The following is a 19,567-nucleotide window of genomic DNA, read 5'->3' on the forward strand; positions in this document are numbered from 1 at the left end:
CAAACAGTACCCTAGTCTGCACGGCGTTTCCATAGCTTCACCAGACATTTCCGATATTCAAAGCGCTTTGAGCAGCCTGCCACTGCAACCCCATGCTGTCAAAGGAAATCCCCAATGCCCCCTCCCACCTGCGCGGGATCGAGGGTGTGGCTATGCCGCAGCTTTGGGCGACGCTATGGCTTGACCTTGGCCGCCAGAGGTCAACCATGGCCGGATCAGGAGAAGGACCCCACCGATGACGACCCTTTCGATTCCCGACATGAGTTGTGGCCATTGCAAGGCCGCCGTTGAAGCCGCCCTTGCCGCCGTTCCGGACGCCGGTGCCGTGACAGTTGACCTGTCCGCCCGCAAGGCCGCTGTCACCGGCCCGGCCGCTCTGCCAGCCCTGCTGGCCGCCCTTTACGCGGCAGGGTATCCGGCCAGCGCCCTGGACTGAAGGGGCCTGCCTATCCTTCGGGCCAAGGTAGGGAAAACCGAAATGTGATCACTGCCCTGTTGCCGATGCCGCACAGAACGGTCATATCGTCGCAAAATCGTCATGTTCCCGGCTTGATGCGGCCCTGTCTCCGCGCAATGTCGGGAACAAGACCGCGTAAAGAGCCAGCGAACGGAGCAGTCAATTGGCCACGTCCCCTTCCCAACCCCAGCAAGGCGGGTCCTCCGCCCCACAACAACAGCAGCAGCAAGGCCAGCAACCGGCGGGCAAGCCCCAACAGGCCGGTCAGCCGATCTTCCGCGACTGGGCCTCCATCTAAGGCGCTTCGCAGGCCATAGGCGCCGTTGACAAGACCACGGACCAGCCGCAAGGCTGGCCCTCCACAGACAGGTCTTTCACGATGCCCAACCCCGTATCCTCGATCCCCAATCTTGGCCCGGCGTCTGAAATCGCCTTTGCCCGCGCCGGGATCACGACCGCAGAAGAAATCCACGAGATGGGCGCGGATGAAGCCTATCGTCGCCTGCTTGCCCATGGAACGCGGCCGCATTTCATCGGCTACTATGTGCTGGTGATGGGCCTGCAGGGCCGGCCGTGGAACGACTGCAAGGGGGATGAGAAGAAAGCCCTGCGCAAACGCTTTGACGCTTTGTGCAATGGCTTCAATCGCAGCGATGCCAAGCTGCGGGCCGACCTTGAACAGACCCTCAGCTTTCTTGGCGTGGTGGAACGCCAATAGGACAAGCCGGCCCTGCGGTGTCATGCCGAAACTGCACCGCGAACCCCAAGCAAATCAGTGATCTGAAAAGCTGTCCGAAACCCGGACGAGTGGCCGTGGTGCCCCCAGAGAGACTCGAACTCCCGACCCTCTGATTACAAATCAGATGCTCTACCAGCTGAGCTATAGGGGCCACGCGCTTCAAATACCCCCACTGCAGCCGGTCCGCAAGGGTTCAGTCCCGCTGCCCGTGCGCGAGCAAGCCGACGGCGACCAGTCCGACCGCCATCACGACCAGCGCCGCCGGGGCGGCCTCGGACAATCGCTCAAGGCTGGCCAGTTCATAGACCCGCGTTGACAGGGTGTTGTAGTTGAACGGGCGCAAGAGCAACGTCGCCGGCAGTTCCTTGACGCAGTCGACAAAGACCACCAGCAGCGCCATGAACACCGACCCGCGCATCAAGGGCAGATAGACCGCGCCCAGCGTCCCCCCTGCTGTCCGCCCAAGTGAACGCGCCGCCATCGGCAGGGATGGTGAGACCCGGCCAAAAGCCGCATCAAGCGCCCCTTGGGCGATGCCGAAGAACCGCACCAGATAGGCCAACCCTAGCGCAAAAGCCGTGCCCGTGATCAACAGGCCCGGATCCCAACCAGTCAGCGCAAGGACGGTATCGGCAAGCCGGTGATCCACCGCCGCCAAGGGGATGAGGAGCCCAAGCGCCAGCACGGCCCCCGGCGCGGCGTAGCCGACAAGCGTCAAGGGCAGCACCCAGCGCACCACCCGTGAGCCCGACTGGCGCAGCGCATAGACCAGAAACAGCGCGGCCCCAACCGTGGCCAGCGAGGCCAGCCCCGCGACAACCAGTGTGTTCCACAGCGCGTCGATCAACCCCGGTGCAAGCCAGCCTTCGGGCGCCGCCATGCTGTTGGCCAGCATCACACCGACCGGCAGCACAAACCCAGCGGCAAAGGGCAGCAGGCAGGCCGCCGTCGCGAGCCACCGGCGCCAGCCAAGGATCGCCTGCCGCTCGATCGGGCGGGACCCTCGGCCAAGGCGGTAGAACCGCGCGCTGCCACGCCCTGCCCGCTCCAGCCCGACAAGAAGAAGGATCAGCATGAGGATGACCCCGGCAATCTGCGCCGCACCACCGGCATTGCCACCATTCAGCCAGGTGGAAAAGATGCCCGTCGTCAGCGTCTGCACCCCGAAGTGCTGCACCGTGCCGTAGTCGGCCACCGTCTCCATCAGGGCCAGCGCCACACCGGCGGCGATGGCTGGGCGGGCCAGCGGCAGGCCTACACGCCAGAACATCCCCCATGGGCCGCAGCCCAAGGCCCGCGCTACCTCATAGGTGCAGCCCGATTGCTCGCGGTAGGCGGCCCGCGCCAGCAGATAGACATAAGGGTAAAGCGCAAGGGACAGGACAAGAACAGCGGCCCACAGCGACCGGGTTTCCGGAAACCAGTAATCCCGCGCCGAGGCCCAATCGAAGGTCGCGCGCATGGCGGTCTGCAGTGGCCCGGCATAATCCAGAAAATCAACCAGCGCGTAGGCCCCGACATAGGCCGGGATTGCCAGCGGGAACAGCAGGGCCCAGGCCAGCCAGTCGCGTCCGGGAAAGCGGTATTGGCTGACCAACCAGGCCGCCCCGGTACCGATCAGCGCGGTCAGCAGGGCCACGCCCAGCATCAGCAGTACCGTTGTCAAAAGATACCGCGGCAGCACCGTCGCAAGCAGGTGGGGCCAGATGTTTTCCACCGGATTGAAGGCGATCCAGACGATGGACAGGATCGGCGACAGAACCACTGCCGCAATAATCACAGCCCCCGGGGTCCAGAGGTCCAGCCGCAGGCGGCGGGGTGGCGTGGCAAGTTGACTGAAACGGTCGGTCATCTTGCCGGGGCTTACAGGAAAGCCGTTTAACTGTCCAGAAAGGCCCTTACAGTAGGGTCACAGCCCCGCTACAAAGTTGCGGCGAACCCGTCAAGGCAGGGCCCCATGCGCATCGTCTATCATCTGGGTGCCCATTGCACCGACGAGGACCGTCTGGTTCGCTGTCTGCTGAAGAACCGCGCCACGCTGGCCGAACAGGGGATCGCCGTCCCCTCGCCCACTCGGTATCGCAAGCTGTTGCGCGACACAGCCCTGCAGTTGCGCGGACAGGCCGCGTCAGACGACACGCAGGCGATGGTCCTGGAACAGATCACGGATGAACCGCAGGCAGAGCGGTTGATCCTCTCCTGGCCAAGTTTCCTCAGCTTTCCGGCCTATGCCTTGCTTGGCGGCCTCTACAGTTCGGCCGGGGAAAGGGTGCGGGCCTATACCCAGATCTTTCCCGATACCGAGGCCGAGTTTCACCTTGCCATTCGCAACCCGGCCACCTTCCTGCCGAGCCTGCAGGACGCGGTGACGGCCAAAGGGCATCAGGATATTCTGACCGGGATCGATCCTTTGGGGCTGCGCTGGTCGGATGCGGTGCGGCACCTGCTCGCCGCCAATCCCGGCGTGCCGCTCACGCTGTGGTGCGACGAGGAGACGCCCCTGATCTGGCCCGAGGTTTTGCAAGCCGTATCAGGCCACGCCGCAGAGACCGAACTGGTCGACACGGATGAAGTGCTGACCCTGATCATGACCGAGATCGGCATGGGCAGGCTGCGGGCCTATTGCGCCGAGCATCCGCCGCAGTCGGTCACCCAACGGCGGCGGATCGTGACGGCTTTTCTGGAAAAGTTCGCCCGACCGGAACTGGTAGAGCAGGAAATCACCCTGCCCGGCTGGACCGACGATCTGGTGGAAGAGGTGACGCAGGCCTATCTTGTGGATGTCGAACGTATCCGCAGCATGCCGGGCGTCACCGTGATCGGGGCGTAGTTGTGCCTCAGCTCATGCCAAGGGCGGCTTTGTAAAGCTCCAGCACTGCCTCTTCCTCGGCCAGTTCGTCCGGCTTGCGCTTGCGGATGGCCACAACCTTGCGCAACACGCGCGTGTCATAGCCACGGCCCTTGGCTTCGGCCATCAGCTCTTTCTGCTGGTCGGCAACGTCCTTCTTCTCGGACTCAAGCTGTTCGAACCGTTCGATGAACTGGCGCAGCTCGTCAGCGGTCACGGCATAGGGATCGTTCGCGTCGGCCATCTTCGTCCTCGGGCTGCTTGGGATGTCTGGGGGTTCCTACCCTGCCGGTGCGGGCAGGTTCAAGCAGGAACGGCGGCTTGAATGCGCAACGTGAAGCGGCTAGACGCGGGCGCATGGCAGAATGCAGCAGGAGCGCGACATGCAGGTCTTGATCTGGGCGGGAGCGGCCTTGACGCTGATCGGGATCGGTGGCCTTGGCTACTGCGTTCTGAAAGCAATGCGCGCCAGACGTTCGGGGCTGGACGATGCCGGGATGCGGGCAGAACTGCAGAAAGTCGTGCTGCTGAACACCGTGGCGCTTGGCGTGTCGGCGCTGGGGCTGATGATGGTGGTCGCAGGAATCGCCTTGGGTTAAAGTCGACCGGATCAGGGGCTGCCATCCAGCACCGACAGGCGGCGCCCGTCCTGAATAAGCCGGTCCAGCAGGGACGCAGGGGTCCAGACCGGATCCTCGGCTGCCCAAAGCCTAAGGTCATGGCGCAGGACCAGCAGGCCGCGCCGGTCGGCCAGATGCATGGGCCCGCCCTTCCAGCGCGGAAAGCCATACCCAGCGACCAACAGATGGTCGATGTCGGAAGGTCGCCGCGCCACGCCCTGATCCAGCAAGCGCAACCCCGCAGTCGTCATGGCGCCAAGCCAGCGATTGCAAATCTCAGCCTCCGTCATGTCGCGCGCTGTAGCGGCACCCTGAGTGTCCGGCAGGCGCACCCCGTAGGCCGATACTGCTGCTGCAAGCTGGCGCAGCGCTACGCCCGAAGCGGCAAGCCGCGCCAGTGCCAGATCGCCTGCCCGCATCACAGTGCGGCCAAGCCCGGGGCGGTGACCCACCAACAGGGGGACAAGGCGCAGCCGCCGCAGCCCGGCCACGGCCGTGGCGATGGCCTGCGGGGCTTCCTCGGCCAGTATCGACACTTCGCAGGCCCGGCCCGACGGGGCGATGGAAAGACCCATCTCGCCCTCGGCCCCATCCAGCACCACAAGGGCCGTCCCGTCCGAATGGGTGCGCAAGGGACCGGCAATCGGGGCCGTGGCGTGGACTTGCAGGGCAAGCCCGTTCAGATCGGCCGAATCCTCGACATGCTGCAGGTCTTTGGGATCAGGGTCAAACGGGCCAAGGCTTGCCATCATGACCCGACGAGACGGGTGCAGCCAACGCAGGGGAATGCGTTCCCGCAGCGCAGCGCGGGCAAGGAGGACAAGAGCAGGGGCCTCGCCCACAAGCCCAAGGGTGGTCAGGGGCACTGGCTCGGCCCGGGCAACGGCGGCGGGCAACCGGGCTGCGCGCCGTTCGGCCTGGGCGATGGCGCAGAGGGCGGCAGCTTCCGGCGTCGCTTCCAGATCGGTACGCGCGACAGTCTCGAAGCTGTCAGCACTTTCGGCGGGCAGCAGCAGGGCCGCCTCGACGCAGTCGGTGATCCGCCGCGTCGCGGGCAAAGCGCCGACATGCGCCCGGCGCGCTGCAGCCACTGCCGCCTGCCAGCTGGCGGCGGCTTCAGGGGGACGGACAAGTCCTTGGCCCGGCAGGCTTTGACCCCGGGCCAGCCCTTCGGCCAAAGCGATGGCCGCAGGCAACAGGGGGCCGGTGGCAAGCTCGTCCAGCAAGCCAAGACCCAAAGCTTCGGCGTCTGGAACGACCCGACCTGTCAGAAGCAACTGCAGCGCAGCACTGGCCCCGACACGCTGGGGCAAACGACGGGTGCTGCCTGCCGTGGGGCAAAGCCCCAGCGCCACCTCAGGAAAGGCGATGCGGCAGCCGGGCGCGCCAATCCTGGCATGGGCCGCTAGCGCCAGTTCCGCCCCGGGCCCCATGGCCAGCCCCTGGATCGCGGCCACCACCGGAACCGAAGCCCCGGAAACCGCCCGGCACAGGTCAGCCAAAGACGGTTGCGCCGTGTCGGGCTCCATGGGCAGCAGGCTGGAAAAGTTCACGCCCGCCCCGGCAAGAACGACAGAGTCGCAGCCCGCGAAAGGTGTCGCAAGTTCGGTCAGCAGCGCCGCGCGCAGGGCGGGCGTCAGCCCGTTTGACGGTGCATTGGCAAGCGTCAGGATCAGGGTCCTGTCCTGAAAATCCACCAAAAGGCCGCCTGTTGCCATCGCGCCTCTCCTGCCACTGGAGGGCGAGTAAGGCGCAATCGTCACAGCTTGGCAAGCCGCCAAGGCCTTGGTGTCAGGCCCGGTCAGACGAGTCTTCAGATTGGCATATTGTCAAAATCCGCCTCGACCTGGGCCTCGGTCTCGGCGGAGGAGGGTTCGATCTTTCCAACATGCGGCAGAACGGCAGCAAGGGCCTGCATTTCGGCCAACAGCAGTCGCAGGCTTTCGGTCTGCAGCGACAGGCCCGCCTCGACAAAGTCAGCTTCCTTCCGGATCAGGTCCGTCGGCTTGGAATGGGTCATTGGGCGCAGCTCCTGCAAAAAGGGGTCCAGGGCAAGGCATCAAGCCGACCCTCTTCGATCTGGTCGCCGCAGCGGGCACAGGTGCCATAGCTGCCATCCGCAATCCGACGCAGGGCCGCGCGGATCTGGGGAATCTCGGTCAGCCCGGCCTTGGCGGTGGCTTCCAGAACTTCATCCGCCTCGCGTTCGGTCGCCAGCTCTTCCCAGTCGGGGTTGTGATGCGAATCAAGCTCTTCCTCGATCAACTCCAGCCGCGCGCCAAGCTCGATCAGTCGGCCCTCAAGCATGGCCCGGCGGGTCGCCAGGGAAAGTGTCGGTTTCGCAGTCATCCCAAATCCTCCATCTATCCCGCAAGTATCCCACTGGGCGAAGGCGACCGCCTTGACTCAGGTCAACAGCGGTACTTCCGCCCGGCAGCAGTCAGGAATATGGTTGGCACCGATCGCGATCCTGCCGGGTCGGCCAGCCGCAAAGGACAGACCATGGACATCCGCCCGCTTACCCCGGACTACGCCGTTTCGCCGCAGATCGAGCCGGGCGATCTGGCCGCCGTGAAGGCCGCCGGCTACACTTGCGTCATCGACAACCGCCCGGATGGCGAAATTCCGCCCCACCTGCACACGGCCGAGATGCGCCGCGCGGCTGAGGCTTTGGGCCTGACCTTCGTCGCCAATCCGGTGATTGGCGGCATGCTGACCCTGGACAATGTCACCGCACAGCGCGCGGCGATCAAGTCCGCCACCGGCCCGGTCTTCGCCTATTGCGCCAGTGGCAACCGCAGCTCGATCGTCTGGGCCTTGGCCTTGGCGGGAACCCGCCCGGTGGACGACCTTGTCGGCCTGCCCGCGCGCCACGGCTATCAGCTTGACCACCTGCGCCCACAGATCGAGGCGCTGGCCCAGAACGGCGGCTAATCCGGCAGCCTGACGATCAGCCTGCAGCACGCAGGTCTGGTGCCGGATCAGCCTGCGGGGGCGGGCGGTGCGGGGCCTTGGCAAGACCGCGGACGCGGTCCGCCTCAACCATCTTCAGGGCGCGCATTCCGCGGTGCTGGCCCAGTTTTCCGCGGGCAAGCGGGCGGCCATCCATCGTTTCGATGGAGATCGCATCAACCCCGGCCAAAGGCAGGTCGAGCATATCCCCGGGCTGCAGCCCCATGATCTGCCGGATGGGCAGGGTCAGCCGTCCGATCACGGCATCCAGCCTGCAGTCCACCTGAAGCACATGCGCGGCCAGCGACGTGGTGAATTGGGGGGCAGCCTCCGCCTCATCCGTGGTTAGGGTGATGCGTTCGCCCCGCCCCAGCGCCGGCAAAACCAGGATCACCTGACCGTCCCGCGCGCCGGCCCCAACCGACACATCGGCCAGCAGCATGCGATAGCTTTCCTCTTCCAGCAGAAAGGCCAGCGGACGCAGATCTTCCAGAAACGAGGCATAGCGGAACCCAGCGGCCCAGATCCGGTCTGCCTCTTCGGCAAGGGTGTCGTCCAGAATGGCAAGGGCGCGGTCAATGACCCCGGCGACCATCGCGGCGTCAATGCGCGTGGGCTTTCGCGCCGTGGCGGGTTGACTGGCCAGACGGCCAAGGGTCTGCATTTCGATCAAGGCGGCGGTTATGTTCGGTGCGACCATCAGCACACCCAGCCCCGCTTGCGGCCCATCCAGCAGTGATACCAGTGCCCGTTCGGGCGCCATTTCCAGAAGCTCGGCAATGCTGACGCGCAGGACGCGCAACCGCCGGACTTCCAGATCCATACCCATGGCATCGCGCGTGGCCCGGGCAAGCGCAAGCCGCCAGCCCCGGTCAGCGCCGGGGGCGCCTTCGGCCTGCGGTTGCTTGGCACGGTCAATCTTGCGGCGCAGAACTTCGGTCATGCTGTGAGGCCCCGGGGTTGGACATCGTACCCTAGCCCGCGCATCCCTACCAAAGGCTTAAGCCGCGGCCTTCTCCAACCGCAGGGGCACGGTCAACCGGAAGGCTGCCCCGCCCTGCCCCGGCAGATACGCCACTGATCCGCCCAGATTGGTCATGATCTCGCGGCAGATCGCCAGACCAAGTCCCGCGCCGCCTGCTCGATTGGCATCGGTCAGCCGGGCGAACTTTTCGAAGATCAGCGATTGCGATTCCTTCGGAATGCCCTTGCCGTTGTCGATGAAATCCACCGTCACCCGCCCGGCCCGCTGCCGCACGGCGATACGCAGCTCCGGCTGGGCCGCATCGCAATACTTTCGCGCGTTCGAGATCAGGTTGATGAACACCTGCGTCAGGCGGTCGGCGTCGGTCTTGATGTAGATCGCCTCGGACGGGAGGTCGCGGTGGATGATGAAGCTGCGTTCGGGCCGGGTCTGGCGGGCTGCGGTCAGGGCGGTGTCCAGCATCTGCTGCAGGTTGGCGAGGCCAAGGTTCAGCTGAACCGTGCCGTTTTCCAGAACCGAAAGGTCCAGAAGGTCATCCAGAAGCCGCGTCAACCGCTTGGCCTCATCATGGATGATGCGGCCGTATTTCGTCACCATCTCGGGCGGCAAATCGCCTTCGGTCAGGATTTCGGAAAACGCCCGGATCGAGGTCATCGGCGTGCGCAATTCGTGGCTGATCTGGCTAAGGAAGGCATCCTTCTGGATCGAAAGCTGCATCAGCTTTTCATTCGCTTCCCGCAAGGCGCCGGCCGTGCGGGTCAGCTCGGCCTCACGCGCCTCAAGCTGGGCGGAGTATTCCATGATCTGCGCGGATTCGCTGGCGACGGCCATCAGGTCTTCCACTGTCACGGTGGCGCGGCCAACGAGCTGGCTGATCATCGCATGCGCGGTTGCCGCGCCGACAAAGCCGGACAGTCGCGCCTCCAGCGTGTCAAGGAAACCGGGCGTCGGATCGGGCAGGAACCCCTCCTTGCCCTGATCGCGCGCGGCGTCCTGAAACAACGCCAGCGCCGCGTCTTCACCCAGAATCCGCTGCGCCATGGTCAACAGCGCCTCAGGCTCTGCCTGTCCACGCGCCCAGCGTTGCGGGCCGACAGCACCTTCGAACACATTCACGAAGGCAGCACCCTGCAGCCGTTCCAGCGGCCCGGGGAAGGTCAGCAAGGACCCAAGGCACAAGGCGATGACGTTCAGCGTCAGGGACCAGAACAGCGCGTGGATCATCGGATCCATCCCCTCAGTCCCGAACAAGGCCTGCGGGCGCAGCCATGACAGACCGAACAGACCTTGGGTGAACACCGCCTCGGACAGTGCCGCGCCCGGACCGAAGGACGGCAGGAACGATGCGTAGGCCCAGACCGTGAACCCGGTCACAAGCCCCAGCATCGCCCCGTTCTTGTTGGCCCCGCGCCAGAACAGCCCCGCCAGCATCGCCGGAAGCACCTGCGCCACCCCCAGAAACGCGATCAGCCCGATCGCCGCCAGCGCCGTTGACCCACCCGAAACGTGATAGTAGCCGTACCCCAGCGCTAGCACCGCCGCGATCGCCACGCGCCGGGCGTTCAGCACCACGCCGCGCAAGTCATCGCCCGCCCCCGCCGTCGGGCGCAGCCGCAGCCAAAGCGGGATGACCACATGGTTGGAAATCATCGTCGCCAGCGCGATGGATTCCACGATGACCATCGACGTGGCCGAGGAAAAGCCGCCAAGAAACGCCAGCATCGCCAACCCGCCCTGCCCCTCGGACAGAGGCAAAGTCAGCACGAACATGTCAGGGTTTGATCCCGCAGGCAGCCGGTCCAGCCCCACAACGGCGATGGGCACGATAAACAGGCTCATCAGCATCAGATACAAGGGAAAGGCCCAGCTGGCGCGGGCCAGATGCCCCTCATCATCGTTCTCAACCACCATCACCTGAAACATCCGCGGCAAGGTGATGACCGCCGCCGCCGACAGGAAGATCAGCCCGGTCCAGCGCCCCGGCTGAAGTTGCCACGCTGACAGATCCGCCGCGTCGATCCGGGCGATGATGTCACCCACCCCGTCGGCAATGCCCCAGACGACGAAACAGCCAACCGCCAGCAAGGCCACCAGCTTGACCACCGCCTCGACCGCAATGGCGGTGACGATGCCGTGGTGCTGTTCCTTGGCATCAAGGTTCCGCGTGCCGAACAGGATCGTGAACAGCGCCAGCCCAACCGCCACCCAGATGGCCGTGCTTGCCGGATCGGGCGGCGCAATGCCGTCAGGCTCGGTGCTGGCGAAGACCCCGAAGGACAGCACGACCGATTGCAGCTGCAGCGCGATATAGGGTGTGGCCGCCACGACCGCGATGATCGTGACAATCACCCCCAGCGTGTTCGATTTTCCGAACCGGGACGAGATCAGGTCGGCAATCGACGTCACCCGGTATTGCCGCCCGATCCGCACCAGCTTGCGCAAAAGCCACCACCAGCCGATGAACACCAGCGTCGGGCCGAAGTAGATCGTCAGAAACTCCAGCCCCGACCGCGCGGCATAGCCAACTGCGCCGTAAAACGTCCAGGCGGTGCAGTAGATCGACAAAGACAGCGTGTAGACCAGCGGCGACCGCAGCCACCCCAGCCGCCCGGCCTGCGCGCGGCGTTCGACGATGAAGGCGACGGCGAACAGAAAGACCACGTAAAGGACGCAAGCGAAAACCAGAAGGTTGAAGGGCATCTCAGTCCTCTTCCTCCTCGGTGCCCTCACCGTGCGACAGGCCGGGGGCAAAGCCAGCGGCCACGCCGATCATCGCCACCCAGACCAGAAAGAAGTAGATGACATCCCCCGCGCTCAGGCTGGTCCGGTCGCCATGGGTCCACAAAAGCGGCAACAGCAGCAGAAACAGGCCAAGGATCGGCAGCAGCCGTGCAGCATCACGCAGCCGCCGCCGACGGTAGGGCGCGCGGGCCAGAAACAGCGGGGGCTTTGCCCGTGCCATCAACGATGCATCATGGCGCGCACCTCGGCCAGGATCTCGGCGTTGGAAAAGGGTTTCGAGATGAAGCGGTCCGCCCCGGCGCGTTCGGCAGCCTCACGGTCACGGCCACGCGCGGTCAGCATCATCACCGGGATTGCCTGGGTTTCAGGGTCCGCCCGCAAGGCACCTAGGATTTCCAGACCCGAAAGCCCCGGCAGCATGTGATCAAGGATCACCAGATCAGGTCGGTCGCTGCGCACCAGATCAAGCGCGCCAAGGCCATCCCCCAGATGCGTCACCCGCAATCCGTCACGCGACAAAAGGAACTGCAACGCTTCCGCGATATTGGGTTCATCCTCAATGAGGAGCACATGGCCTGACACTGGTTCCCCCCGGCGGACTTGGCCGCCCCTCACACAGTATCGGCAGAACCGGCCCCCGTGTCAAAACCCCTTTGCCGCCGCGTCAGCAGTCAAGGCGTCGCCGCCCCGGGCTTCGGACAGGATCGAAGGCTCGCGCCGCGCCGGGCAGGCAGGGCGCGGGCAAATCCGGCAACTTGACCCGATCGGAAGGGCCGTCTGGCGCGGCTGATCCTCGGGCAGGATCAGCATGGCCGCTTCGCGCAGTTCCGGGCCGCGCAGACCCAGCGGATGCCGGGGGGCGGCCCATGCCAGCACCCGGTGCAGCCGACCGCCCTGCCCGGCCATCTCCACGACCACCTCAACCGGTTGCTGGGGTCTCCCCAGTGCGGCGTACAGCGGCCAGAGCGGGCAAGCCGCCCCAAAGCGCGGCAAGGGAAACCCGGATGTGGGCTTGCGAAAGGTCAGCGTGCCTGACGCATCGCAGGTGACCAGCCCGGCCCCAAGGTCCGGCAAGGCCGCCAAGCGACGCATGACCATCATCGGATCACAGTTGAACCGTTCGGCAAGGGCAAAGGGGTCAGGTCCCAACGCAGCCACCGCCGCCACAAATTCCGCCATCGGCAGCGCCGTCGCATCTGCCGCCGCCCGGACCAGATGCGCCCGTGCCAGCATGCGCGCAGCGGTTGAGGCGAGCGCCGCCACCTCATCCCCGCAGCCCTGCGCAAGGGTGGCATCGTCAAACCCCCAGCCGCGCGCCTTCAGCCAATCTTCCACCTCTTCCTGCGGGGCCGCGATGCCCTGTTCCGCCATGGCTGTGCCCGCGTCCAGATAGGCCACCAGTGCCTCGGCCCCGGCGGCAAGGCGTTCGCTGTCGTGATGCAGGTTCTGGTGGAACCGGCCCGCCCATTGCGGATCAAGATCCTCGGTCTCCGCCAGAATAGACGCGGTCGCCCGGACCGAGGACAGCGACGACAGCACCTCATGCAACGATTGCGACAGGTGCGGGTCATGCGTCATCCGGTCGTTCAACGCCTCGACGGCGCGCTCCAGCGTTTGCACCCGGACATCCAGCGCCACCAGCAGGCCCGCCCAACCTGGAAACCGGCTGGCAAAATCCTCCAGCCCCGCAAGCTCGACCGCCAAAGCGCCCCCGCGCGCGGCCGAACTCTTCAGCCCCTCGATCAGCGCTGCATCAGCCCCTTCGGCAAGCGCCGCCCGATCAAACCCAAGGGCATCGGCAAGCCGCACCAGCAGCGCCCCTCCGACCCTGCGCCGGTCATGTTCGATCAGGTTGAGGTAGGATGCCGAGATCCCCACCGACGCCGCGACATCGGCCTGCCGCAGCCCGGCGGCAAGACGGCGTTCGCGCAGACGGGTTCCGGTCAAGGCGGACAGTGGCATGGGGGACCTGTGTTTCTTTACACAGATTTACAGGATGCGCCGCACTTCACAACATCTGAAAAGAAAGACGCGCCCAGGTTGCCCCGGGCGCGTCCAAGCCTTCAATCCCGATCAGTTCGCGAGCGCTGCGTCCGTGATGGCGCTGGTCCAGGCCCCTTCCGGCGCCTTGGTGATCACCGGGTCCGACCCGCCTGCCAGCAGCGTGGCCACCGTGCGCTCTGCCGCAGCCACGTCCAAGGCACCGTTCGAGCCTGCCGTCAGCTTGGCAATCTCGCCCATCATGCGCTTCTGGTGGTTTTCGGTCTGCGCACCGGTCTGGTCATTTTCCAGCACGATCATCGCGGCTTCGTCGCTGTTGGCCTCGGCGTATTTCCAGCCCTTCATGCTGGCACGGACAAACTTGACCATCGTCTCGGCAAAGGCCGGGTCGGCCAGACGGTCTTCCAGCACATAAAGCCCGTCTTCCAGCGTGGCGACGCCCTGATCTTCATACTTGAACGTCACCAGCTGCTCCGGCGTGATCCCGGCGTCGATCACCTGCCAGTATTCGTTGTAGGTCATGGTAGAAATGCAGGCCGCCTGCTTTTGCAGCAAGGGATCAACGTTGAAGCCCTGCTTCAGCACCGTCACCCCACCGGGCGAACCATCGGTGGCCAGCCCCAGCGTCGCCATCCAGGACAGGAACGGGTATTCGTTGCCGAAGAACCAGACACCCAGCGTCTTGTCCGCGAAATCTGCCGGAGTCTTGATCCCGGTTTCCGCAAGGCAGGTCAGCATCATGCCGGACGAGGCGAAGGGCTGCGCAATGTTCACCAGCGGCAGACCCTTTTCGCGCGCCGCAAGGGCGGCCGGCATCCAGTCCACCATCACGTCGGCGCCACCACCTGCGATCACCTGCGTCGGTGCGATGTCGGGGCCGCCCGGAAGGATGGTGACATTCAGCCCCTCTTCCTCATAGAACCCTTTCGCCTGCGCCACATAGTAGCCTGCGAACTGTGCCTGGGTCACCCACTTCAGTTGCAGCGTCACGTCCTCGGCCTGCGCGCCGGTGCCAAGTGCCGCGACGAATGCGGCGGTCATCAATCTTTTCATCGTCTTCTCCCGTGTTGGGCCCGTTCCCCGGGCCATTGGTTAATGTCTTTGCCGTCAGTGTCTTTGCGAAGGGTGCCAGAAGGTCACCCACCGTTCGATCAGCGTGATCAGCCCGTACAGCGCCGACCCCGCCAATGCCGCGACCGCAATCGTGGCCCAAACCATGTCAAGGCCAAGCCGTCCCACCTCGGTCGAGATGCGGAACCCCATGCCATAGATCGGACTGCCGAAAAACTCGGCAACAATCGCGCCGATCAGGGCCAGAGTCGATGCAATTTTAAGCCCGTTGAAGATGAAGGGCATGGCGGCGGGCAGCCGCAGCTTCCACAGGCTTTGCCAGTAGGACGCCCCCCAGGTGGCCATCAGATCGCGCTGCATCCGCTCGCTGGCCTGCAAGCCCGCCACCATGTTCACAAGGATCGGGAAGAACACCATCACCACCACGACGGCGGCCTTTGACTGCCAGTCAAACCCGAACCACATCACCAGAATGGGGGCGAGGCCAACGATGGGCAAGGCGGCCACAAAGTTGCCCACCGGCAGCAACCCCCGCTGCAGGAAGGGCGACCGATCAATCGCCACGGCCACCACAAAAGCCGCCCCCGCCCCGATCAGGAACCCGGGGATCGCGCCCTTCAGGATGGTCTGGGCAAAGTCGGCCCAAAGGGTCGGCAGCTCAACCGCGATTTTGGCCGCAATCACGCTGGGCGCGGGCAGGATCACCGGTGCCACCCCAAGGCCGCGGACCAGCCCTTCCCACAGGACCAGCACCGTCGCGCCAAAGATCAGCGGGACCAGAAGCCTGCCGAAAGGTCTGCGGGCCAGCGCGCTGCCGGCCAGCGCCACGTTCAGCGCCCATGCCCCCAGCCACACCGCGACTGCCACCCAAAGCGCCGTCATGCCGGCACCCCCATCCGCCTGCGCGCCATTCCCTCCAGAAGCCCCACGGTGACGATCAGCAGCCCCGCCAGGATCGCCGCCGCAAACAGCGCCGCCCACATGATCAGGGGCTCGCCGAACTGTGACCCGATCAGCATCCGCGCGCCCAACCCCTCAATCGCGCCGGTCGGCAACTCCCCGACGATGGTCCCGACCAGCGACGCCGCAATCGCCACCTTCAGGGAGGCAAAGAAATACGGCATCGAGGCTGGCAGCCGCAGCTTCAGGAATGTCGCCGCCTCGCTTGCGCCATAGGTCCGCAGCAGATCAAGCTGCATCTGGTCCGGGCTGCGCAGGCCTTTCACCATGCTGACCAGCACCGGGAAGAACGACAGGTATGCCGCGATGATCGCCTTCGGCACATCGCGCCCGGTCAGCCCCAACTGGCTGGACACCACGATGATCATCGGAGCCAGCGCCACAATGGGAATGGTCTGACTGATAATCGCCCAGGGCATCACGCTCATGTCCATCACCCGGAACCGGACAATCGACATCGCCAGCGCCACACCAACGATGATCCCCAGGGCGAACCCCATCATCGTGCCCTTGAAGGTCACATAGCCATGATAGACTAGGCTGCGCTTCGACGTGACCGCCTGCCCGAACAGCCCCTTCCACAGCTCCGCCCCCACCTGATGCGGCGGCGGCAGCAGCGGGCGGTCCTGCGTCATGGTCTGCGGCACCATCTCGGCGAAAGAGACTGTCGTCCCCGCCCGCTCGGCCTGGTCATAGACCCAGGTGGAGTTCATCCAGACCGCAGCCGCGTACCAGATCACCACGATCCCGGCGAGGACGGTGAGAATTGGAAGCGCGCGGCTCATCCTTTCGCCCCCGCTGGCCAGGCGATCATCGCCACCGCAACCACCCCCAGCGCCATTCCGGCGATCTGCAACCCCGTCGGCCGCTCACCAAAGATGAACCAGGCCACCAGCCCGATCATCACCAGCTGCACGATGGAGGAGACCGAGATCGCCACCGCAAGCCCGCTTTCCCGCATCAGCCGCACCATCATCAGGTTGCCGACACAGAACAGCGCCAACGCCACCAGCAGTACCCAGACCTGAGCACTCGTGACATAGGCCCGCAGCACCGAATTCGCGGTGATGAACACCGCCATCGCGACCGCCAGCCACAGCATCAGCGCACCGCTCATCGGGCGCCCCGCGCGCAAGATGAAGACCCCATGCCAGCCCCGCGCATGGCGACGGAAGGAAGATGCAAGGAAGACGGGGAAAAGACAGCAGTTTCAGTCATCCTGATGCCCGGCCCGCAGCCCCTCCCGCACCCGATGCGCGATCTCGATGAACTCCCGGCTGTCGCGGATATCCAGCGGGCGATCCTTCGGCAAAGGCGAGTCGATGATGTCGGTGATCCGACCGGGACGCGGAGACATGACGACGATCTTGGTCGACAGATACACGGCCTCGGGGATGGAGTGGGTGACAAAGCCGATGGTCTTGCCCGTACGCGCCCAAAGCTTCAGCACCTCTTCGTTCAGCCGGTCCCGCACGATTTCATCCAGCGCCCCAAAGGGTTCGTCCATCAGCAGGATATCCGCATCAAACGCCAGCGCCCGCGCGATGCTGGCGCGCTGCTGCATGCCCCCGGAAAGCTGCCATGGGAACTTCTTGCCAAACCCCGAAAGCTCCACCAAGTCCAGCACCCGGTCTACCCGTTGATCCTGCTCCGCCTTGGAAAACCCCATGATTTCCAGCGGCAGCCGGATGTTCCCACTGATGGTCCGCCAAGGATACAACCCCGCGGCCTGAAAGACATAGCCATAGGCCCGCTTCCTGCGCGCCTCATCCGGGGTCATCCCGTTGACCGTCAGCGTGCCACCAGTCGGATGCTCCAATGCCGCGATGGCGCGCAGGAAGGTGGTCTTCCCGCACCCGCTCGGCCCGATGAAGCTGACGAAATCGCCCCGGTTGATCGTCAGATCAACGTCCTTCAGCGCCTGCACCGGCCCGTCCGCCGTCTGGAACACCAGCTGCAGTCCCTTGGCCTCGATCACCGGCTGATGCGCGTTCAGCGTGTCCTTCACCCAAAGATCCCTTCACATTCCCGTAGCCTTGCCGTGCCAGTCTTGCACCAGCCCGCGTCGCTTACCACCTCGTCCGAAACCGGAGGACCGCCATGCTGACCAATGCCCCGCAGACGACCCTCGCCTTCGCGCCTTCGCCCGAAGACCTGGACGACATCGATTTCACCGCCCCCCTGATCGCCTTCGCGCCGCCAATCCGGGATGACGAGGAAAGCGAACCCGGGGAGCCGTGATTTAGGCATCACACCCCCGTCGCCGGCACGCCCGTCCGCACCACCGGCCTCGGCGCGGTCAGATCTTTCCACTGGGTCAACGCCTTGTTGATCGCGGGCCGTGGTTCGCGGGCGAAAAACTTGCCGTGGCCTTCCTGCGTCTTCACCTCGCCATCATGGATCGCCACCATCCCCCGCGTCAGGGTAAAGCGGGGGAGGCCCTTGACCGTCTTGCCCTCAAACACGTTGTAGTCGATCGACGATTGCTGCTTGCCCGCCGTGATCGTCTTTTCCTTCTCCGGGTCCCAGACCACAAGATCGGCATCCGCCCCCACCAGAACCGCGCCCTTCTTCGGGTAGCAGTTCAGGATTTTCGCGATATTGGTTGAGGTTACGGCGACAAATTCATTCATCGTCAGCCGCCCGGTCGCGACCCCATGCGTCCACAGCATCGGCATCCGGTCCTCCAGCCCCCCCGTCCCGTTCGGGATCTTGGCGAAGTTGCCAAGGCCGAACCGCTTCTGCTCGGTCGTGAAGGCGCAGTGGTCGGTCGCGACCACCGAAAGGCTGCCAGACATCAGGCCCGCCCAAAGGCTGTCCTGATGCTGCTTGTTGCGGAAGGGGGGCGACATCACCCGCCGCGCGGCATGGTCCCAGTCGGGGTGGAAGTATTCGCTTTCATCCAGCGTCAGGTGCTGGATCAAGGGTTCGCCCCAGACCCGCTTGCCCTGCTGCCGCGCGCGGCGGATCGCCTCATGTGCGTCCTCGCAACTGACATGCACCACGTAGAGCGGCACCCCCGCCATATCGGCAATCATGATCGCGCGGTTGGTCGCCTCACCCTCCACCTGCGGCGGGCGGGAATAGGCGTGGCCTTCCGGCCCGGTATTCCCTTCGGCGATCAGCTTGGCCGTCAGCTCCGCCACCACATCGCCGTTTTCGGCATGGACCATGGCCAGCCCGCCAAGTTCACCGATCCGGCGGAAGCTGGCGAACAGCTCATCGTCATTGACCATCAAGGCACCCTTGTAGGCCATGAAGTGCTTGAAACTGGTCATGCCCGCGCCCATCGCCTCGGCAATCCCGTCCCAGACCTTCTCGCCCCACCAGGTCACCGCCATGTGGTAGGAATAGTCGCAATTCGCCCGACCGGACTTGTTGTGCCACATCTGGGCCGCGTCCATGAGGCCCTGCCCCTGCCCCGGCAGCACGAAGTCAACGACCATCGTGGTCCCACCACTTAGCGCCGCCCGCGTCCCGCTTTCAAAATCATCGGCCGAGTAGGTGCCCATGAAAGGCATCTCCAGATGCGTATGCGGATCAATCCCGCCGGGCATGACATAGCAGCCCGTGGCATCCAGCTCCGCCCCGCCCTTGAGGCCCTGCCCGATGTCGGTGATCACCCCGTTCTCGATGCGGACGTCAGCCTTGTAGGTGAGGTCGGCAGTGACGACGGTGCCGTTCTTGATGATGGTGGTCATGTGCGGCTCCTCAAGGAAAAGGGATTACCCGTCCCGGGCTTGACCCGGGACCTCTTGTCGCTTCCAGCACTGGACTTGGAAAGTCGCGCTAGACTGGAATGTGTGCGGTCACATCCTGCCAGTTCGGATTGTGCTCGGCGATCAACGCATTCTTCCAAGCGCGCGGCCAGCGCTTGATGGCGCGCTCGCGTTGCAGGCTTTCCGCAAAGTCCTCGTGACACTCGAACCAGACCAGCGTGCGGATCCTGTACTTGGCCGTATGCACTGAAGCCCCGGCGCGATGTGCTTCTACCCGCGCAGCGAGGTTGCCCGTGCGCCCGATGTAGATTGCTCCGCAGTGGCGGGAGGCCATGATGTAGACGAATTGCACCATGAGCGCAGATTGCTGTGCCACGGTTAACTGAAGGTAAACCTCGCCCCGGACTTGATCCGGGGCCTCTACCAGCAAGCGGCACCCCCCGTAGAAAACGGAGGTCCCGGGTCAAGCCCGG

General features: G+C 64.9%; 23 protein-coding genes and 1 tRNA gene. 6 read left to right on the top strand and 18 right to left on the bottom strand.

The features are described from left to right. The first annotated feature begins 235 nt into the window (after positions 1-235). A complete protein-coding gene (locus EI545_RS00535) occupies positions 236-436 on the top strand; it encodes a heavy-metal-associated domain-containing protein (RefSeq protein WP_125323624.1) in 201 nt (66 codons plus the stop codon). A 400-nt stretch (positions 437-836) separates the two neighbouring features. Next, entirely contained in the window at positions 837-1,175 is a 339-nt protein-coding gene (locus tag EI545_RS00540) for a TfoX/Sxy family protein (RefSeq protein WP_125323626.1), read from the top strand. 96 nt (positions 1,176-1,271) lie between these two features. Here EI545_RS00540 and EI545_RS00545 read toward each other — a convergent pair. Then, positions 1,272-1,347: transfer RNA gene (locus tag EI545_RS00545), tRNA-Thr, on the bottom strand. Positions 1,348-1,389: 42 nt separating this feature from the next. Next, positions 1,390-3,048 carry an ABC transporter permease gene (locus EI545_RS00550; RefSeq protein WP_125323627.1) on the bottom strand — a complete coding sequence of 553 codons (1,659 nt, stop codon included), beginning with the start codon at positions 3,046-3,048 and terminating at the stop codon, positions 1,390-1,392. Between the two features lie 105 nt (positions 3,049-3,153). Here EI545_RS00550 and EI545_RS00555 point away from each other — a divergent pair, with 105 nt between their 5' ends. Continuing rightward, on the top strand, positions 3,154-4,026 hold the full coding sequence (locus EI545_RS00555) for a hypothetical protein (protein ID WP_125323628.1): 873 nt from the start codon (positions 3,154-3,156) through the stop codon (positions 4,024-4,026). Between the two features lie 7 nt (positions 4,027-4,033). Here the strand turns inward: EI545_RS00555 and EI545_RS00560 are convergent, their stop codons facing one another. Next, a complete protein-coding gene (locus EI545_RS00560) occupies positions 4,034-4,288 on the bottom strand; it encodes a DUF2312 domain-containing protein (RefSeq protein WP_125323630.1) in 255 nt (84 codons plus the stop codon). Positions 4,289-4,427: 139 nt separating this feature from the next. Between EI545_RS00560 and EI545_RS00565 the strand changes: the two genes are divergently transcribed. Further along, positions 4,428-4,643, top strand: a complete 216-nt coding sequence (locus tag EI545_RS00565) for a hypothetical protein (protein WP_125323632.1) — start codon at positions 4,428-4,430, stop codon at positions 4,641-4,643. An 11-nt stretch (positions 4,644-4,654) separates the two neighbouring features. Here EI545_RS00565 and EI545_RS21720 read toward each other — a convergent pair whose 3' ends face one another. The 3 genes from EI545_RS21720 to EI545_RS00580 form a co-directional block, all read right to left on the bottom strand. Continuing rightward, on the bottom strand, positions 4,655-6,382 hold the full coding sequence (locus EI545_RS21720; RefSeq protein WP_125323633.1) for an enoyl-CoA hydratase-related protein: 1,728 nt from the start codon (positions 6,380-6,382) through the stop codon (positions 4,655-4,657). Between the two features lie 95 nt (positions 6,383-6,477). After that, on the bottom strand, positions 6,478-6,684 hold the full coding sequence (locus tag EI545_RS00575; protein ID WP_125323635.1) for a hypothetical protein: 207 nt from the start codon (positions 6,682-6,684) through the stop codon (positions 6,478-6,480). Continuing rightward, positions 6,681-7,013 carry a TraR/DksA family transcriptional regulator gene (locus EI545_RS00580; protein WP_125323637.1) on the bottom strand — a complete coding sequence of 111 codons (333 nt, stop codon included), beginning with the start codon at positions 7,011-7,013 and terminating at the stop codon, positions 6,681-6,683. Before EI545_RS00580 ends, EI545_RS00575 begins: the two co-directional genes overlap by 4 nt. Positions 7,014-7,166: 153 nt before the next feature. On the opposite strand from EI545_RS00580, the gene EI545_RS00585 reads away from it, so the two are divergent. Continuing rightward, positions 7,167-7,598 carry a protein tyrosine phosphatase family protein gene (locus EI545_RS00585; protein ID WP_125327174.1) on the top strand — a complete coding sequence of 144 codons (432 nt, stop codon included), beginning with the start codon at positions 7,167-7,169 and terminating at the stop codon, positions 7,596-7,598. A gap of 16 nt (positions 7,599-7,614) precedes the next feature. Here EI545_RS00585 and EI545_RS00590 read toward each other — a convergent pair whose 3' ends face one another. From EI545_RS00590 to EI545_RS00635, 10 genes are all read right to left on the bottom strand, one after another. After that, entirely contained in the window at positions 7,615-8,559 is a 945-nt protein-coding gene (locus tag EI545_RS00590; RefSeq protein ID WP_125323638.1) for a FliM/FliN family flagellar motor switch protein, read from the bottom strand. A 57-nt stretch (positions 8,560-8,616) separates the two neighbouring features. Beyond that, entirely contained in the window at positions 8,617-11,301 is a 2,685-nt protein-coding gene (locus tag EI545_RS00595) for an ATP-binding protein (RefSeq protein WP_125323639.1), read from the bottom strand. 1 nt (position 11,302) lies between these two features. Further along, positions 11,303-11,563, bottom strand: coding sequence for a hypothetical protein (locus EI545_RS00600; protein WP_125323641.1), 261 nt, complete (start codon positions 11,561-11,563; stop codon positions 11,303-11,305). Then, positions 11,563-11,925, bottom strand: coding sequence for a response regulator transcription factor (locus EI545_RS00605; protein ID WP_125323642.1), 363 nt, complete (start codon positions 11,923-11,925; stop codon positions 11,563-11,565). The genes EI545_RS00600 and EI545_RS00605 overlap by 1 nt, the downstream gene beginning before the upstream one ends. Before the next feature lie 60 nt (positions 11,926-11,985). Beyond that, a complete protein-coding gene (locus EI545_RS00610) occupies positions 11,986-13,305 on the bottom strand; it encodes an XRE family transcriptional regulator (RefSeq protein ID WP_125323643.1) in 1,320 nt (439 codons plus the stop codon). 111 nt (positions 13,306-13,416) lie between these two features. Next, positions 13,417-14,397, bottom strand: a complete 981-nt coding sequence (locus EI545_RS00615) for an ABC transporter substrate-binding protein (protein ID WP_125323645.1) — start codon at positions 14,395-14,397, stop codon at positions 13,417-13,419. Positions 14,398-14,451: 54 nt separating this feature from the next. Beyond that, positions 14,452-15,297 carry an ABC transporter permease gene (locus EI545_RS00620; protein WP_125323647.1) on the bottom strand — a complete coding sequence of 282 codons (846 nt, stop codon included), beginning with the start codon at positions 15,295-15,297 and terminating at the stop codon, positions 14,452-14,454. Next, positions 15,294-16,160, bottom strand: a complete 867-nt coding sequence (locus tag EI545_RS00625; RefSeq protein WP_125323649.1) for an ABC transporter permease — start codon at positions 16,158-16,160, stop codon at positions 15,294-15,296. The genes EI545_RS00620 and EI545_RS00625 overlap by 4 nt, the downstream gene beginning before the upstream one ends. After that, on the bottom strand, positions 16,157-16,492 hold the full coding sequence (locus EI545_RS00630; protein WP_125323651.1) for a hypothetical protein: 336 nt from the start codon (positions 16,490-16,492) through the stop codon (positions 16,157-16,159). Before EI545_RS00630 ends, EI545_RS00625 begins: the two co-directional genes overlap by 4 nt. Before the next feature lie 93 nt (positions 16,493-16,585). Then, positions 16,586-17,383, bottom strand: a complete 798-nt coding sequence (locus EI545_RS00635) for an ABC transporter ATP-binding protein (RefSeq protein ID WP_125323653.1) — start codon at positions 17,381-17,383, stop codon at positions 16,586-16,588. 92 nt (positions 17,384-17,475) lie between these two features. Here EI545_RS00635 and EI545_RS21250 point away from each other — a divergent pair, with 92 nt between their 5' ends. After that, positions 17,476-17,616, top strand: coding sequence for a hypothetical protein (locus EI545_RS21250; protein ID WP_164517169.1), 141 nt, complete (start codon positions 17,476-17,478; stop codon positions 17,614-17,616). 8 nt (positions 17,617-17,624) lie between these two features. Here the strand turns inward: EI545_RS21250 and hydA are convergent, their stop codons facing one another. Both hydA and EI545_RS00645 read right to left on the bottom strand, forming a co-directional pair. Beyond that, positions 17,625-19,076, bottom strand: a complete 1,452-nt coding sequence (hydA, locus tag EI545_RS00640; RefSeq protein ID WP_125323654.1) for a dihydropyrimidinase — start codon at positions 19,074-19,076, stop codon at positions 17,625-17,627. A gap of 88 nt (positions 19,077-19,164) precedes the next feature. Then, the gene (locus EI545_RS00645) at positions 19,165-19,524 is read right to left on the bottom strand and encodes a GIY-YIG nuclease family protein (protein WP_245990230.1); all 360 of its coding nucleotides are present in this window, start codon (positions 19,522-19,524) and stop codon (positions 19,165-19,167) included. Positions 19,525-19,567 lie beyond the last annotated feature (43 nt).

Origin of the sequence: Tabrizicola piscis (assembly GCF_003940805.1) — a bacterium.
GTDB lineage: Bacteria > Pseudomonadota > Alphaproteobacteria > Rhodobacterales > Rhodobacteraceae > Tabrizicola > Tabrizicola piscis.

Coding starts and splice junctions, on each gene's coding strand:
- EI545_RS00535 (WP_125323624.1), top strand. CDS start 236: ATGACGACCCTTTCGATTCCCGACATGAGTTGTGGCCATTGCAAGGCC.
- EI545_RS00540 (WP_125323626.1), top strand. CDS start 837: ATGCCCAACCCCGTATCCTCGATCCCCAATCTTGGCCCGGCGTCTGAA.
- EI545_RS00550 (WP_125323627.1), bottom strand. CDS start 3,048: ATGACCGACCGTTTCAGTCAACTTGCCACGCCACCCCGCCGCCTGCGG.
- EI545_RS00555 (WP_125323628.1), top strand. CDS start 3,154: ATGCGCATCGTCTATCATCTGGGTGCCCATTGCACCGACGAGGACCGT.
- EI545_RS00560 (WP_125323630.1), bottom strand. CDS start 4,288: ATGGCCGACGCGAACGATCCCTATGCCGTGACCGCTGACGAGCTGCGC.
- EI545_RS00565 (WP_125323632.1), top strand. CDS start 4,428: ATGCAGGTCTTGATCTGGGCGGGAGCGGCCTTGACGCTGATCGGGATC.
- EI545_RS21720 (WP_125323633.1), bottom strand. CDS start 6,382: ATGGCAACAGGCGGCCTTTTGGTGGATTTTCAGGACAGGACCCTGATC.
- EI545_RS00575 (WP_125323635.1), bottom strand. CDS start 6,684: ATGACCCATTCCAAGCCGACGGACCTGATCCGGAAGGAAGCTGACTTT.
- EI545_RS00580 (WP_125323637.1), bottom strand. CDS start 7,013: ATGACTGCGAAACCGACACTTTCCCTGGCGACCCGCCGGGCCATGCTT.
- EI545_RS00585 (WP_125327174.1), top strand. CDS start 7,167: ATGGACATCCGCCCGCTTACCCCGGACTACGCCGTTTCGCCGCAGATC.
- EI545_RS00590 (WP_125323638.1), bottom strand. CDS start 8,559: ATGACCGAAGTTCTGCGCCGCAAGATTGACCGTGCCAAGCAACCGCAG.
- EI545_RS00595 (WP_125323639.1), bottom strand. CDS start 11,301: ATGCCCTTCAACCTTCTGGTTTTCGCTTGCGTCCTTTACGTGGTCTTT.
- EI545_RS00600 (WP_125323641.1), bottom strand. CDS start 11,563: ATGGCACGGGCAAAGCCCCCGCTGTTTCTGGCCCGCGCGCCCTACCGT.
- EI545_RS00610 (WP_125323643.1), bottom strand. CDS start 13,305: ATGCCACTGTCCGCCTTGACCGGAACCCGTCTGCGCGAACGCCGTCTT.
- EI545_RS00615 (WP_125323645.1), bottom strand. CDS start 14,397: ATGAAAAGATTGATGACCGCCGCATTCGTCGCGGCACTTGGCACCGGC.
- EI545_RS00620 (WP_125323647.1), bottom strand. CDS start 15,297: ATGACGGCGCTTTGGGTGGCAGTCGCGGTGTGGCTGGGGGCATGGGCG.
- EI545_RS00625 (WP_125323649.1), bottom strand. CDS start 16,160: ATGAGCCGCGCGCTTCCAATTCTCACCGTCCTCGCCGGGATCGTGGTG.
- EI545_RS00630 (WP_125323651.1), bottom strand. CDS start 16,492: ATGAGCGGTGCGCTGATGCTGTGGCTGGCGGTCGCGATGGCGGTGTTC.
- EI545_RS21250 (WP_164517169.1), top strand. CDS start 17,476: ATGCTGACCAATGCCCCGCAGACGACCCTCGCCTTCGCGCCTTCGCCC.
- hydA (WP_125323654.1), bottom strand. CDS start 19,076: ATGACCACCATCATCAAGAACGGCACCGTCGTCACTGCCGACCTCACC.